Origin of the sequence: Bradyrhizobium sp. B117, assembly GCF_038969555.1 — a bacterium.
Classification (GTDB): Bacteria; Pseudomonadota; Alphaproteobacteria; order Rhizobiales; family Xanthobacteraceae; genus Bradyrhizobium.
In genome coordinates this window covers 4107028-4120849 of record NZ_CP152414.1, presented here as the reverse complement: position 1 = coordinate 4120849, position 13822 = coordinate 4107028, and the positions used below count along the sequence as shown (strand labels likewise).

Sequence of the window (13822 nt, the reverse complement as noted above, 5' to 3'; positions counted from 1 at the left end):
CGCCCCGGCTCTCCCCGGGGCGCTTCTTCTTGCGGCGAGTTCAGACGGCCGCGGGCAGCTCGCCGCCGGCGCCGGCCTGGGCCTTGCGCAGCGCTTGCAGCAGATCGTTCGGCCGAAACGGCTTTTGCAGGCAGACCACGTTGGCGAGGTGGGGCGCCTGTTCCATGAAGTCGAGTGCCGTCATCCCGGATACCGCTATGACGGGGAGTCCAGGCGCACGCTCGCGCAGGGTCGCGATGACGTCGACGCCACTGGTGTCACCAAGGAAGATGTCGACGATCGCCGCGTCGAACGGCTCGTCCGCAAAGGCTTTCAGCCCCGCAGCGCCGCTCTCCGCCTCCACGACCTCGAAACGATTGACCCGCAGCACGATCGCGATCATCGCGCGGACGTCCTTCTGGTCGTCGATGATGAGAACGCGGGGCATGGGGACCAACTCCCGATAGCAAGATCGAAATCGTCTGATTTTAAACCTGGAACCCGCCGCAGCGGAGGGGCATTATGACACCGTTCAGTAAAGCGCATCTTACCCGCTGCCTATTCCGTGTTCCCATCCCAATTAAGTAAGCTCTAACCTTCGGTTGAGTCGCGGTCGCAACGGCTCGGGATTCGAGCCCAGAACCCGCTACCATGGAGCAAGGCTGCGGGACTCCGGATGAAGTCGGCGAAGATGGCGAAGACCGGTCGACGAGAGGTGGACGTGCCCACAACGATAGACCGAAGCACATTCCTTTCGACCCTGCCGGCCACCTCGACCGACCGCAGGGCAGCATTGTGGATCGTCGGCGTGTCCTCGGTCCTGTTCGCGCTGGCCGTTCCTTTCGCGGGTATCCCGCTGCTGCCGGTCCCGGCCTTCGTAGCGAGTTATCAATCCGCCCTCGCTGTCAGCGACATCGTCACGGCCGTGCTGCTGCTGTCGCAGTTTGCGGTGTTGCGTACCCGCGCACTCCAATGGCTCGCGACCGGCTACCTGTTCACCGCCGCAGCCGCGCTGGTCCATGCCCTCACCTTCCCGGGCCTGTTCGCACCGACCGGGCTCTTCGGCGCGGGCGGGCAAACCACGGTCTGGCTCTACATGATTTGGCACGGCGGCTTTCCGCTGTTCGTGCTGGGCTATGCCTGGCTGAAGGAAAAGGACGGCGGCCCCCGGGTCCAGGGCGCGATGAGCACCGCGATCTACGCGTGCGTCCTCGGCGTCATCGCCGCGATGGGCGTCTTCGCCTGGATCGTCACCACTCAGCACGATCTGCTGCCGGTCCTGCTGCGCGATGGCCGCTACACGCCGACCATGATCGGGGTCGTGTCCTTCGTGTGGTCCCTGAGCTTTGCCGCGCTCGTCTCGCTGTGGTTCCGCAGGCCGCATTCGGTGATCGACGTCTGGCTCATGGTCGTGATGTGCGCCTGGCTGTTCGACATCGCGCTGTCGGCGATCGTGAACGTCGCCCGCTTCGATCTCGGCTTCTACGCCGGCCGCCTCTACGGCCTCTGCGCGGCGACCTTCGTTCTCGCCGTGCTGCTGATCGAGAATGTCCGTCTCCAGGCGCAGACCGCGGGCATGGTCGACGCATTGAAGCGCCGATCGGATGAGGAGCGCAATTATCACGTCGAGCGCGAGCGGTTGTTCACCGCCGTCGTCGCATCCTCCAACGACGCCATCATCACCAAGTCGCTCGACGGCACCATCACGACCTGGAACAATGCGGCCGAGCGCGTCTTCGGATACTCCGCCAACGAGGCGATCGGCCGTCCCATCGACATCATCATGCCGGAGGATCAGCGCGACGAAGTCGCCGAGAACCTGGCCCGCACGCGCAACGGCGAGGTCATCGACCAGCAGGAGACGGTGCGGCTGCACAAGAGCGGCCAGCCGATCGACGTGGTGCTGAGCCAGGTCCCGCTCCGATCGACCGATGGCAAGATCATCGGTGCCTCCAAGGTGGCCCGCGACATCACCGAGCGGAAGCGGACCGAGACCGCGCTCAACCGCGAGATCGAGGAGCGCCAGCGCATCTTCGAGACCTCGCAGGACCTCATCCTGGTCACCGACGGCTTCGGCAATTTCATCCAGGTCAGCCCCAGCGTGAAGGCCATCCTGGGCTTCAGCCCGGAGGACATGGTCGGGCACAGCGCGACCGAGTTCATCCACCCTGATGACCTCGAGAACACCCGAAACGAGATGCGCGCGGCCAGGCGCGGCGCGGTCAAGCGCAGCTTCGAGGCGCGCTACTATCACTACGACGGCCACGAGGTCACGCTGAACTGGATGGGCACCTGGTCGGAGCCGGTGAAGCGCCATTTCTTCATCGGCCGCGACCTCACCGAGAAGCAGGCCGCCGAGGCCCAGCTCAGGCAGGTCCAGAAGATGGACTCGATCGGCCAGTTGACGGGCGGCGTCGCCCACGACTTCAACAACGTGCTGACGGTCATCACCGGCACGATCGGCATCCTGGCCGATGCCGTCGCCGACCGGCCGGAGCTTGCCGCCATCACCAAGCTGATCGACGATGCCGCCGAGCGCGGCGCGCAGCTGACCAAGCATCTGCTCGCCTTCGCCCGCAAGCAGCCGCTCCAGCCGCGCGAGATCGACGTCAACGCGCTGGCGCTCGAGGCCGCCAAGCTGCTGCATCCGACGCTGGGCGAGCAGATCACGATCATGCCGCAGTTGACCGAGGATGCCTGGCCGACACTGGTCGACCCCGGCCAGCTCTCCACCGCAATCCTCAATCTCGCGCTGAACGCGCGCGATGCCATGCCCGACGGCGGCACCCTGGTGCTGGAGACCCGCAACGTCTTCCTCGACGACGGCTATGCCAGCATGAATCCCGACGTCGCCGCCGGCAATTACGTGATGATCGCGGTCAGCGACACCGGCAGCGGAATTCCCGCTGAACTGATCGACCGCGTGTTCGATCCGTTCTTCACCACCAAGGAGGTCGGCAAGGGCACGGGCCTCGGGCTCAGCATGGTGTTCGGCTTCGTCAAGCAGTCCGGCGGCCACATCAAGATCTACAGCGAGGAAGGCCACGGCACCAGCGTGAAGATCTACCTGCCGCGATCGAGCGGCGTGCAGGAGACCGAGTACGAGGCGCTCCAGAACGTGCCCATCGCCGGCGGCGACGAGAAGATCCTGATCGTCGAAGACGACGCCTTGGTGCGGCAGTACGTCGTGACCCAGGTCAAGAGCCTCGGCTATACCGCGCTCGAAGCCGCCAATGCGGCCGAAGCCCTCACCATCATCGACGCCGACGACAACATCGACCTGCTGTTCACCGACGTCATCATGCCCGGCAACATGAACGGCCGGCAGCTCGCCGACGAGGCGGCGCGGCGGCGGCCCGACCTGAAGACGCTGTTCACCTCGGGCTATACCGAGAACGCCATCGTGCATCACGGCCGGCTCGATTCCGGCGTGCTGCTGCTGGCCAAGCCCTACCGCAAGACCGAGCTCGCCAAGATGCTCAGGACGGCGCTGGTGAGTTGACCGGCGCGAACGTCTTGTGCGGCGTCAGGACGTTCAACACCAGGAAGACCAAGCCGCCGGCGACAGATGCGCTCATCGTGACCACCTTGGCAAGCGTCAGCGCGCTCGCAAGATGAGCCTCATCGGCGGAGACCCTGTTCGCCCTGAACAGCCGGGCAAGCATGACGTCCTCTGCGACATCGGCGATGCCGTACAGCACGCCGCTTGCGGCGAAGATGATCACGAGCCAGCGCGCAAGGCCCGTGGGCTCGAACTGAAGCAGGACCCACAGCCAGAGTGAGGCCGAGAACACCGCGATCCCCACCGCGAACACGATGTCGTTCCAGTACAGGACCGGGCTGACATAGACATCGAGCAGCGTCTGCCGATCGTCGACGAGCTTGCCGCGGAGCCTTTCTTTCACCTGCCGGACCTGATCCGCATTGTAGCCCCACGGCAGCATTCGCTCCGGAATTTTCAGATCGCCTCTAAGAGCATGGTCGATGTCGTCGCGATAAGGCTGGTTCGTGACGTAGGCGATGCCCCCGACGATAAGGCCGATGAAACTGATCGCGGGCAACACATAGCGGAGAGCATCGACCAGACAGCTCAGCATCTCCAATCTCCCATTCGATGGACGGTTGGCGCAGTCATCTCGCGACATCCTCAGATTGTTCGAGCCCGGCTGCACGGTCAAGCCGGGATCGTTCGTGGCGGCGCCGCGATTGACGGGCTCGTCCGCCGGCGGATAATGCCGCCCTTCGCATCGCAAAATCGAACGTGAGGGAATCGCCATCGTGAACAACCTGCTGACCGACATCGCCGGCGTCCGCGTCGGCCATGCCGAAGATGCGAAAATCGCCTCGGGCGTGACGGCGGTCGTGTTCGACCAGCCGGCCGTTGCGGCGATCGACGTGCGCGGCGGCGGTCCCGGCACCCGCGAGGATGCCCTGCTCGACCTTGCCAACACGGTCGAGCGCGTCGATGCGATCGCCCTTTCGGGCGGCTCGGCCTTCGGACTCGAGACCGGCGGCGGCGTTCAGGCCTGGCTCGCCGAGCAGGGCCGCGGTTTTCGCGTCCGCGAGGCGCTGATCCCGATTGTGCCGGGCGCAATCCTGTTCGATCTGCTCAATGGCGGCGACAAGGCCTGGGGGCGATTTGCGCCCTATCGCGACCTCGGCTACGCCGCGGCAGCCTCGGCCGCCGCATCCGATTTTGCGCTCGGCAGCGTCGGCGCCGGTTTTGGCGCGACGACGGCGACCCTCAAGGGCGGGCTCGGCTCGGCTTCCGCCGTCACGAGCAGCGGCGCCAGGGTGGCAGCCATCATCGCCGTCAATGCGGTCGGCAGCGTCACCGTCGGCGACGGCCCGTGGTTCTGGGCGGCGCCGTTCGAGGTGGCGGGCGAGTTCGGCGGACGCGGCCTACCGAACGCGTTCACCGAGGACATGCTGAGGATGCGCATCAAGGGCGGGCCCGCCGCAGCCGAGCGCGAGAACACCACGATCGGCGTCGTCGTCACCGACGCCACGCTGACCAAGCCCCAGGCCAAGCGCCTTGCCATGATCGCGCACACGGGTTTTGCCCGCGCGATCTATCCGGTGCATGCGCCGACCGACGGCGACGTGCTGTTCGCCGCCGCGACCTGCGAGAAGCCGGTCGAGCCGCTCGTCGGCCTCACCGAGCTCGGCATGGTCGCCGCCAACGTGGTCGCGCGCGCGATCGCCCGCGGCGTCTACAGTGCGACCGCCCTGCCGTTCCCGGGCGCGCAGCCGGCGTGGAAGGACCGGTTCGGCTAGCGCCTCACATCGGGTGTCATCGCCCGGCGAAGACCGGGCGATCCAGTATTCCAGAGACGGTTGTGATTGAACCGGAAGGCCGCGGCGTACTGCATGCCCCGCTTTCGCGGGGCATGACAGCGCAATTCGCCGAGAGAGCGCTCTTAGCTCACACACTCATCGACATGGACGAGCCGGCAGTCGCTGAGGCGCCTTGGCCTTGCCCGCCTTGCCGCTGCATCAACTGCGCGAACAGATCGTAAGCCGAATTGGCGGAGGACTTGGAGGCGCCCGGCACCGTGGTCGACATCTTGAAGCCGTCGGCATAGGTGACGGTGGTGGTGGTCGAGCCGTCGGCGTTGGTCGTCGTGGTCGAGGTCGAACCGCCGCTCGACGAGGATGAGGAATCCGAGCCGCTGCCGGAGGCATCGCCCGCGCCGCTCGCCCCATGCGCATGGCGGCCGTGATGGCCGCTCTTCAGCGCCTTCGACATTTCGTCCAGGCTGACGTTGCCGTCGGAATTGGCATCCATCTTCGAGAAGACGTCGTCGGCCTGCGCCAGATTGGTGCCGCCGGCTCCGAGCGCTTTCTCGAACTCGGACTTGCTGATCTTGCCGTCGCCGTCCGCATCGATCTGCGAGAACAGGTCCTTCAGCGCCGCGTCCCGGCTCATCGACGTCGAGGAGGTCGAGCCCGACGAGGTCGAGCTGCTCGTGCTGCCGGTCGTGTCCGACGACTGGCTCTGCGCCGCGATCAGCGCGCTCATCGTCTCCGGGGAAATCTGCGCGCAATTGCCCGAATTGACCGACGAGGCCGCGCCGCTACTTATGCTGCTGCCGCTGTCGATCGCGAACGGATTGGTCGCAGCGCTTTGCGAGGATCCGGTCTTCTGCGTCGCGGAGGACGATTTCGAGTTCGTCAGCGACTGGATCGCGTCGAGCGCGCTCGATACGGCACCAAGGGCGAACAACATTGCACAACTCCAACGATGCGGCATGCCGCGGCCAATGTTCTGGACGTGAAGTCAGCAAGCGTCGTGCCAGCGCGAAAAGCTCAATGAAATCCGCCCTTGCCGCGTCTGGCGGGTGCGGGAACACCGGCAATTCATGCCGGTCGCGGCAGAAATTTCCGCCCACAGGAAGCACGCCTCCCCTGCATTGCCCGGCCGAGATGCCCATGTTAGGCGGGGCCTGATCTTCCTACGGCCGCCACGGAAACCGCGCCATGAACCAAGCCTTCGCTCCCCGCCCCCTGGCCATCGCGCCCTCGATCCTGGCTTCGGATTTTTCCAGGCTCGGCGAAGAGGTGCGCGCGGTGGACGCCGCCGGCGCCGACTGGATCCATCTCGACGTGATGGACGGGCACTTCGTTCCCAACATCTCCTACGGCCCCGACGTCATCAAGGCGATGCGCCCGCACACCAAGAAGGTGTTCGATGCGCATCTGATGATCTCGCCCTGCGATCCCTATCTCGAGGCCTTTGCGAAGGCCGGCTGCGACCACATCACCGTACATGCGGAGGCCGGCCCCCATCTGCACCGCTCGCTCCAGGCAATCCGCGCGCTCGGCAAGAAGGCCGGCGTCTCGCTCAATCCGGGCACACCGATCAGCGCGCTCGAATACGTCCTCGACCTCGTCGACCTCGTGCTGGTGATGTCGGTCAATCCCGGCTTCGGCGGTCAGGCCTTCATCCCCTCCGCCATCGGCAAGATCCGCGACATCCGCGCGATGACGGCGGGCCGCCCGATCGACATCGAGGTCGATGGTGGCGTCGGCCCGGACGTTGCGGGCGCGCTGGCAGCAGCCGGCGCCAACGCCTTCGTCGCCGGCACCTCCGTGTTCAAGGGCGGCACGCAGGACGCCTACAAGACCAACATCGCCGCGATCCGCAACGCGGCGCTCGGGGCACGCGGCGAAGCGATCTGAGCTGCACTCGAAAGCTTGACGCGACAGTGCAAACATTGCGGCTCTTGCCGCAGTGCAGCGCGCAATTCGTCAAATTGTAACCAAATTCCGTACTCCTCCGGACTTCCCTGATTCGCGCAAATCACTGCAAGTGACTCCTGCCTGCTTTTGACGGGAGCACATCATGACGACGACCCTGGTATGGACTGGCGTGGCGTTGTGGCTCGGATTCAACGCTGCGATTGCGGCTCGCTGCATCTACGTGATGCGACCGGTGAAGGTCGCGGCTTCCGCCCGCATCATCCAGCTTCATCGCCGCCGGGGCTGAGCGCCATGCAGATCGCGCTCGTGAAACGCCAGCCGAAGCGCAGGTGCCGAATCCCGCGTCGCCCGCATCCGGGCCTCGACTATTTCTTCGGCCGCCTCGAACGCAGCGATGGCACGCTGGACGAGGATGCCGGGTTCGACAATCCGGATCTCGACCACTGCCACCACTGAGACTTCCTACTTCCGGAACGCCACCATGAAGCCGCACTGCCCGAACTGCCTGAAGGAAATGACCAAGGCATCCGCGTCGCGTAACCTGTTCAATTGCGAGCCCTGCCGCGAGATCATCCAGTATTTTGGCGGCAGCGCAGATCACGGCGAACCGGGCCCGCACTTCTCCTGGCCGATCCGCCGCAAGCGCGCCGTCCACACCGCTCACGCGGCGTGATCTTTTCGGAAAACCGCTTCGCATTTTTCCGAATCATGCTTTAGCCCCACACCACGCCGGCGTCTGGTTTCGTCGCGGCCATCCGCGGCGGCCGCACCACGGTGACGGTGCAGCTCGCTTCCGCGGCCACCTTGGCCGAGACGCTACCGAGCCAGGTACGCATGAACGAATTTTGCCGCGCCCCGATGATGAGATGGTCGACCGAGTTCACCTCGGCGAATTCCAAGAGCGCCGTGGCGGGATCGACCGCCTCCAGCACGTGAACCGACAGCCGGCTCTCGTCGAGCTTCAGCGGCGTGGCCCAATGCCGGAGCGCCACCAGGCGGTCGATGTGCTTGTTGGAGCCCTGCTCGTCCAGCGTCTTGTCAATGGCGATGCGGTTGAGCTTGAGGACATTGACGCAGGCAAGCCGCGCCGAAGGTAACGTGGCCAGAATGCGCTCGGTGGTAATGCGCAGCGCCTCGTTCAGCTCCGGCGCGCCTTCCGCGGTATCGAGCGCGACCGCGAGGATCGGGCTCGATGCGATCTGTTCCGCGACGTCGGATTTGGCGCGCGGCCGCATCACACCCTGGTTGAATCGGCGCCGCCAGGCGACGCTGAGCGGATCGCGCTTCAACCGCTCCGAGCGCGCGGTGAGCTTGACCTGATCCGGATGGGCGAGATCGAAGGCGAGCTGGGACGCGGTCGGATAGCGCCACACCGGCTCGATCTCGAGGCATCGCAGCACCACCTCCTGGAGCCAGGGCGGATAGTCGGCGCGCAATGCGCGCGGCGGATGCGGATCGCGCCACAGCCTGCGCCGCATCGCGCGCAGCGTCTCGCCCTCGCCGAAGGGACGCTCGCCCGTGGTGAAGAAATAGAGCAGCACGCCGAGCGAGAACAGATCGCTGCGCGGATCGTCGCGCACGCCGAGCAGCCGCTCCGGCGCCATATAGGGCGCGGTGCCGTAAGGCAGGCGGAATTCCTCCTGCAACAGGTCGGGCAGATGGTCGTGGTGCGACAGGCCGTAGTCGATCAGCACCGCCTCGCCGCTCTCGCGGAACATGATGCTGCTCGGCTTGATGTCGTGATGGATCACGTTCTGCCGGTGCAGGTCGGCAAGCGCGGTTGCGACCTTGGCGACGAGCTGCCGCGCCTCGTCGTAAGGCAGCGGCAAATCGGGCAACCGCTTGTAGAGCGTAGTGCCGGCGATGCGCTCGATCACGACATAGGCCTGATGCGCGAAATCGCCGGTGCCGAACCACGAGGGCACGTGCGGCCCTGCGAGCCGCGGCAGGATCATCATCTCCATCTCGAAGGAGACGATCGCGGCGGGGTCTTCGCCCTCCGACACCCGCGGAATCTTCATCAGCAGCGGCACGTCGATGCCGGGATGGGTGACGGTCCACAGCGTCGCCATGCCGCCGGCATGGACGCATTCGCCGATGGTGTAGCCGTCGATGACGGCGCCTGATTTGACCAGGGGTTTGGGCATCGGCCTCTAGCGCCCCTGCGACAGCCGGTCAGCGAGCCAGTGCGGCAGGCCGTTGTCGCGAATCCGGCTCGCGGCCGCCTCGATGTCGTAGGGCGCGCGGCAATACGTAATCTCGCGGGAGATCGTGTCGAACAGCACGAAGGCCGCGGATGGATCGCCGTCGCGGGGCTGGCCGACCGAGCCGAGCACCGCGAGCCATTGCCGTCCGCGCAGCAGCGGCACGGAGACATCGGTCTTGGGCACGAGGCTCGTCATCTTCGCCGTCACCGACATCGAATAGAGTGCGGGGCGATGGATATGGCCGCAGAACGTGACATGGGCGGGCGTCGCGATCAGGCTCTTGGCCGCATCCGCCGTCGAGCGGACATAATGCCAGCGCTGCGGGCTGGAGGCTTCAGAGTGGACGTAAAGGCGCTCCTTCTCGTCGACCACCATTGGCAGCTCGGCCAGGAACCGCCGCTGCGCGACGTCGAGCCGGCCGCGCGTCCACTCGATCGCGATCTGCGCCTCGGCATTCATGGTCTCGGTCGTGGTGTTGACGGCCTCGTCATGATTGCCGCGGACAGCGATGGCGCCCTCCGCGACCAGCGCCATCGCGGTCTCCACGACCCATTCGGGATCGGCACCATAGCCGACGAAATCGCCGAGCAGCACGAACCGCTCCGCGCCCTTCGCGCGCGCCGCCTTCAGGCAGGCCTCGAACGCCTGCCGGTTGCCGTGGATATCCGAGAAGACAGCGAGAAGCACGCACCCTCCACCCTCAAACCTTATTGGGAGCCGATAAAGCCAATTTGAGGGACGTCAACAAGATGCGCCAGCTGGGTGCGGTTTTCCAGCGTGCCCCTGCTGCGATGGTGAAGGGCCTATTGCTCGTCCTTCGGCGGCATCCGGGGCGGCGGAATCGGGGTGAACACGGCGCCTTGCGCGCCGGCCGGTGGGGCATTGAACTCGCCGGTCGAGGAATCGCCGCCGCTGGTCTCGATGATGGTCTTGGGCGTCACATATTCCCGGACCATGTCGATCAGGCTGCCATCGCCGCCGCCGAAATCGGCGGCGCGGCCGCCTTGCGGATGCCCGGCCGCGATCTCGTTCTCGGCCGCATGGGTCTTGTCGGCAAGCCGGTCATTGTAGGGTACGCGAAAGGCGCGCGGGATGCCGCTCGGGCGATTGTCCTCGTCGAGCTGCTCGACCCAGAGATAGATCGAGCCGGGATCGCCTTCCAGCGAATGCGGCTCCACGATGCGCGCCTTCAGCAGCTTGAAGGTGGTGGGCAGCCGGTCCGTGCTGGCCCAGCCGAGCAGCCCGCGCATCTCGGTGAAGCTGACGACATAGAATGCGCTGGTCACGACCACCGCGACTGCCTTGAACGACCAGTGCAGCCGGGCATAGACCAGCACGACCAGCAGCAGCGCCCCGATGACGGCGTAGGCGATCGACAGCGTCAGGATCACCGTCTGTAAATCACTCACGGCGCACCCTCACCCGGGTCTTCGGATCGACATCAGCGCCGTTGCGCCAGCTGCTGCGGAACGTCTCCAGCAGCGATTTCGGCCGCTGGTCGACATTGACGACCTTGCCCTCAGCGTCGAGCCGGAACCGCACCGCGGTCTTCTCGTCGCCGGTGTGGTCGAGCGTGAACTTGTTGTCGAAGATCACCTGCGCGGTCGGATTGAGTTTTTGCACCTTCACATTAGCGGTGACAGGCTCACCGGTCGTGGCGACGAAGTGCGAGACATTCACCGTGTATTCGCCGGCGAGAATGCCGCGCACGGTGACGATCTCCTCGCGGATGGGCGAGGCGATCTTTTTGCCGGCGACCATGATGAAGTCGTTGGCACCGCCGCGGTCGTCGCGGTCGAGCGTGAGGAAGCCGGCCTCGCGGTGGCGATACCAGGCGATGTTGCCGGCGGGATCCTGCACGAACAGGTCGAGATCGTCGGGGTGGTTGTCCGGCCAGTCCAGCGTGATCATGAACTCGGCCTTGGAGTCGATCTTGCCGTCCTTGGCATCGGGCGAGATCGCGAGCAGCGCCAGAAAGAACAGGAACGCGATCACCTGGAGCGCCTTGAACAGCATGACGCCGAGCGGATCGAACGGCTCCTCGCGCGGATAGAGACCAAAGTCATCCATCATGACGAGGTTCCAGCGCCTTTGATTCCAGCGCCTTGGCGCTCGAGCACCGGCGTCACATAGGTCTCGGTCAGCACCACCGCATCCGAGAACACCCGCTGGGTCGCGGCATCCAGCATGTAATACTGGATGCGGACCAGGATCGAGCCGACAAGGCCGGCGAGCGTCGTGTACATCGCGACCGCCATGCCGTCGCTCATCAATCCCATGGAAGAGCGCATCGCGACCTTGTCTGCGGCGTCCAGTCCCGCGATCGGCGCCAGCATGATGATGAAGCCGATGATGGTGCCGAGCAGGCCGAGCTTCATCAGCGTGTCCGAGACGAAGGCGCCGAAGCCGTTGGAGCCGCGCAGACGGTCGGCGAGCGTCCGCAGCAGCAGCGTCTGGTCGACCGGACGGTAGTCCTGTGCCGCGGCCTTGGTGACGAGGCTCTCGATGTGATCGCGCACCAGCCCGCGTGGGAGCGCCGCCGCGCGCGCATCGAGCAGCTTGCCGCCGTCGGGCGCAGCGAGCGCCGCCCGGCAGCGCCGCGCCGCCGCGCCCTCGCGGGCGATCGCCCGTGTGCGCAGGAAGCAATGGCCGCAGGTCAGGACATAGAGCACCGCGATTACGCTGGAAATGTAGGTGCGATCCGAGGTCAGCATCAGATGGATCAGGCCGAATCGCCACAGCAGCACGACGGCGAAGACCGAAAGCCCGGTGAAGATCATCCAGAACAGCAGCGCGCTGCGCTCGGACGGGTCGGCAGCAGACCCTGCAATTGGTCCAATCGTCATCGAGCTCATGCGGCACTGCTCCTCATCTTGCAGGGACTGGCCTGCAACGATTCCTTGGCCATTAGATCAAAGCCACCGCGCCCGGTCCAAAGAGCGATGCCCAATCCGGATTGGGAAATTTGCCCGAGCTGTGATCCGGTCCAAACCCCGCAATTGGCAAGGACCGGCGGCATTGTTAGGCTGAGCTTATCAAACGTCGGGGATGATCGCATGCGCCTCGTGCTTCAGCTTGTCGCCCGTCTGCTTCTCATCGTGGTGCTGTGCCTTGGCGCCGCGACCGTGTGGGCCACGTTCGATGCCTATCGCAGCGTCGACCGGGCGACCGCGGCGTCCGCCCAGCGGGTCGCGCAGGCGCTTCAGGCACTGTATTGGCACGAGTTCTTGCTGCGAAGCAGCAGAACGCGCGAGCAGCTCCTGCCGGTTCCCGAGTGGCGCACGCTGGAGACGATGAAGCTGATCTCGCCCGGTGTCTGCGTCGAGTTCCAGCCGGCCATCGCATTCGAAAAGCCGCTTTGCGGCCAGAGCCAAGGCATCGGCAAGACGCCGCCGCGCTGGTTCGCCTCGATCGTGCCGACCTTCCTCGGCAGCCATGCCGAGGTGGTGCGGCCGGTCAGCCCCCGCGCCGCGTCGGCCGGAACGGTCGTCGCAACGCCGGATGCCGCAGCCGCGATCTCGCTCGCCTGGGAGTACATTCTCAACGTGATCGACGTCGCGCTTCTGATGGCGGCGGCGATCGCGATCCTCGCCTCGCTTGCGATCGCGCATGCGCTGGCGCCGGCGCGCGCGATCGTCACCGCGCTCCAGCGCATGGCGCGGGGCCAATATCGCACCAGGCTGCCGCGCTTCCGCTCGATGGAGCTGGCGATGATCGGCAACGCCGTCGGCGAGCTCGGCGGCCGGCTGGAGGAGGCCACCGAACAGCGCGCGGCGCTGACGCGGCGACTGATCGAAATCCGCGACGACGAGCGCCGGGCGCTTGCCCGCGAGCTGCATGACGAGTTCGGGCAGAACCTGTCGGCGATCCTCGCCTTCGCCAACACCATCGAGACAGCCGGCGCGAGGGACCGCAAGGACAACAGCATCGCGCAGGACGCGCGCATGATCTCGCAGGCCACCCATCACCTGATGGCATCATTGCGCGATGCCTTGAAGCGGTTGCGCAATCCCCTGCCCGAGGAGCTGGGGCTTGAGGCGAGCCTCGTCAATCTCGTCGACAGCTGGCGCTCGCAAAGCGCGGCGAGGCCAACGATCCAGCTCGACGTCAAAGGCGATCTCACCGACATCAGCGGCCCGGCCGCCACCACCGCCTATCGCGTCGCCCAGGAATGCCTGACCAACGCGCTGCGTCACAGCTCCGCGCGCGAGATCTCCTTGCGTGTCGAGCGGCGCGCGGGCGAGGACGATGCACTGCTGATCAGGGTAGAGGACGACGGCGGCGGCGATGCGGAACGGGTCGCGCAGTCGGCCGGCTTCGGCCTCACCGGCATCCGCGAGCGCGTCACGGCCGCCGGCGGATCGCTGTCGATCCTGCCTGCGCGCGGCGGCCTCAGCGTCGCCGCCACCATTCCGCTCGCCGCATGAGGAAGG

At 65.9% G+C, this 13822-nt stretch carries 15 protein-coding genes; 7 read left to right on the top strand and 8 right to left on the bottom strand.

Translation table 11 applies throughout. From position 1 onward, the window contains the following. Window positions 1–40: 40 nt before the first annotated feature. Complete coding sequence (locus AAFG16_RS20090) at window positions 41–427, bottom strand: response regulator (RefSeq protein WP_283086012.1); 387 nt, start codon at window positions 425–427, stop codon at window positions 41–43. Between the two features lie 228 nt (window positions 428–655). Here AAFG16_RS20090 and AAFG16_RS20085 point away from each other — a divergent pair, with 228 nt between their 5' ends. Beyond that, window positions 656–3481: a PAS domain S-box protein gene (locus tag AAFG16_RS20085; RefSeq protein ID WP_342740320.1), complete on the top strand. Its 2826-nt coding sequence runs from the start codon at window positions 656–658 to the stop codon at window positions 3479–3481. Here the strand turns inward: AAFG16_RS20085 and AAFG16_RS20080 are convergent. Beyond that, a complete protein-coding gene (locus AAFG16_RS20080; RefSeq protein WP_342740319.1) occupies window positions 3459–4076 on the bottom strand; it encodes a hypothetical protein in 618 nt (205 codons plus the stop codon). The genes AAFG16_RS20085 and AAFG16_RS20080 overlap by 23 nt on opposite strands. 181 nt (window positions 4077–4257) lie before the next feature. On the opposite strand from AAFG16_RS20080, the gene AAFG16_RS20075 reads away from it, so the two are divergent. Further along, on the top strand, window positions 4258–5256 hold the full coding sequence (locus tag AAFG16_RS20075; protein ID WP_342740317.1) for a P1 family peptidase: 999 nt from the start codon (window positions 4258–4260) through the stop codon (window positions 5254–5256). A gap of 148 nt (window positions 5257–5404) precedes the next feature. Here AAFG16_RS20075 and AAFG16_RS20070 read toward each other — a convergent pair whose 3' ends face one another. Then, window positions 5405–6208 (bottom strand): EF-hand domain-containing protein, encoded by an 804-nt coding sequence (locus AAFG16_RS20070; RefSeq protein ID WP_342740316.1) that lies wholly within the window; start codon window positions 6206–6208, stop codon window positions 5405–5407. Between the two features lie 251 nt (window positions 6209–6459). Between AAFG16_RS20070 and rpe the strand changes: the two genes are divergently transcribed. The 4 genes from rpe to AAFG16_RS20050 all read left to right on the top strand — a co-directional run bounded on the left by rpe (window position 6460) and on the right by AAFG16_RS20050 (window position 7855). Then, window positions 6460–7161 (top strand): ribulose-phosphate 3-epimerase, encoded by a 702-nt coding sequence (gene rpe, locus AAFG16_RS20065; protein ID WP_283086007.1) that lies wholly within the window; start codon window positions 6460–6462, stop codon window positions 7159–7161. A gap of 163 nt (window positions 7162–7324) precedes the next feature. Further along, the gene (locus tag AAFG16_RS20060) at window positions 7325–7468 is read left to right on the top strand and encodes a hypothetical protein (protein ID WP_283086006.1); all 144 of its coding nucleotides are present in this window, start codon (window positions 7325–7327) and stop codon (window positions 7466–7468) included. Window positions 7469–7473: 5 nt separating this feature from the next. Next, window positions 7474–7638: a hypothetical protein gene (locus AAFG16_RS20055; protein ID WP_342740315.1), complete on the top strand. Its 165-nt coding sequence runs from the start codon at window positions 7474–7476 to the stop codon at window positions 7636–7638. Between the two features lie 25 nt (window positions 7639–7663). Continuing rightward, window positions 7664–7855, top strand: a complete 192-nt coding sequence (locus AAFG16_RS20050) for a hypothetical protein (RefSeq protein ID WP_283086004.1) — start codon at window positions 7664–7666, stop codon at window positions 7853–7855. 40 nt (window positions 7856–7895) lie between these two features. On the opposite strand, the gene AAFG16_RS20045 is transcribed toward AAFG16_RS20050, so the two are convergent. From AAFG16_RS20045 to AAFG16_RS20025, 5 genes are all read right to left on the bottom strand, one after another. Next, window positions 7896–9329 (bottom strand): bifunctional serine/threonine-protein kinase/universal stress protein, encoded by a 1434-nt coding sequence (locus tag AAFG16_RS20045; protein ID WP_342740314.1) that lies wholly within the window; start codon window positions 9327–9329, stop codon window positions 7896–7898. Window positions 9330–9335: 6 nt separating this feature from the next. Continuing rightward, complete coding sequence (locus AAFG16_RS20040; protein ID WP_342740313.1) at window positions 9336–10076, bottom strand: metallophosphoesterase family protein; 741 nt, start codon at window positions 10074–10076, stop codon at window positions 9336–9338. Between the two features lie 116 nt (window positions 10077–10192). Then, on the bottom strand, window positions 10193–10798 hold the full coding sequence (locus tag AAFG16_RS20035) for a hypothetical protein (protein WP_342740312.1): 606 nt from the start codon (window positions 10796–10798) through the stop codon (window positions 10193–10195). Continuing rightward, window positions 10791–11462: a hypothetical protein gene (locus AAFG16_RS20030; protein WP_265441465.1), complete on the bottom strand. Its 672-nt coding sequence runs from the start codon at window positions 11460–11462 to the stop codon at window positions 10791–10793. The genes AAFG16_RS20035 and AAFG16_RS20030 overlap by 8 nt, the downstream gene beginning before the upstream one ends. After that, window positions 11459–12244: a MotA/TolQ/ExbB proton channel family protein gene (locus AAFG16_RS20025; protein ID WP_283086000.1), complete on the bottom strand. Its 786-nt coding sequence runs from the start codon at window positions 12242–12244 to the stop codon at window positions 11459–11461. Before AAFG16_RS20025 ends, AAFG16_RS20030 begins: the two co-directional genes overlap by 4 nt. 201 nt (window positions 12245–12445) lie before the next feature. Here AAFG16_RS20025 and AAFG16_RS20020 point away from each other — a divergent pair, with 201 nt between their 5' ends. Then, window positions 12446–13816, top strand: coding sequence for a histidine kinase (locus tag AAFG16_RS20020; RefSeq protein WP_342740311.1), 1371 nt, complete (start codon window positions 12446–12448; stop codon window positions 13814–13816). The last annotated feature ends 6 nt before the right edge of the window (window positions 13817–13822 follow it).

Excerpts from the sequence above, each read along its gene's own strand:
- AAFG16_RS20090 (WP_283086012.1), bottom strand. The coding sequence starts at position 427 with ATGCCCCGCGTTCTCATCATCGACGACCAGAAGGACGTCCGCGCGATG.
- AAFG16_RS20085 (WP_342740320.1), top strand. The coding sequence starts at position 656 with ATGAAGTCGGCGAAGATGGCGAAGACCGGTCGACGAGAGGTGGACGTG.
- AAFG16_RS20080 (WP_342740319.1), bottom strand. The coding sequence starts at position 4,076 with ATGCTGAGCTGTCTGGTCGATGCTCTCCGCTATGTGTTGCCCGCGATC.
- AAFG16_RS20070 (WP_342740316.1), bottom strand. The coding sequence starts at position 6,208 with ATGTTGTTCGCCCTTGGTGCCGTATCGAGCGCGCTCGACGCGATCCAG.
- rpe (WP_283086007.1), top strand. The coding sequence starts at position 6,460 with ATGAACCAAGCCTTCGCTCCCCGCCCCCTGGCCATCGCGCCCTCGATC.
- AAFG16_RS20060 (WP_283086006.1), top strand. The coding sequence starts at position 7,325 with ATGACGACGACCCTGGTATGGACTGGCGTGGCGTTGTGGCTCGGATTC.
- AAFG16_RS20055 (WP_342740315.1), top strand. The coding sequence starts at position 7,474 with ATGCAGATCGCGCTCGTGAAACGCCAGCCGAAGCGCAGGTGCCGAATC.
- AAFG16_RS20050 (WP_283086004.1), top strand. The coding sequence starts at position 7,664 with ATGAAGCCGCACTGCCCGAACTGCCTGAAGGAAATGACCAAGGCATCC.
- AAFG16_RS20045 (WP_342740314.1), bottom strand. The coding sequence starts at position 9,329 with ATGCCCAAACCCCTGGTCAAATCAGGCGCCGTCATCGACGGCTACACC.
- AAFG16_RS20030 (WP_265441465.1), bottom strand. The coding sequence starts at position 11,462 with ATGATGGATGACTTTGGTCTCTATCCGCGCGAGGAGCCGTTCGATCCG.
- AAFG16_RS20025 (WP_283086000.1), bottom strand. The coding sequence starts at position 12,244 with ATGAGCTCGATGACGATTGGACCAATTGCAGGGTCTGCTGCCGACCCG.
- AAFG16_RS20020 (WP_342740311.1), top strand. The coding sequence starts at position 12,446 with ATGCGCCTCGTGCTTCAGCTTGTCGCCCGTCTGCTTCTCATCGTGGTG.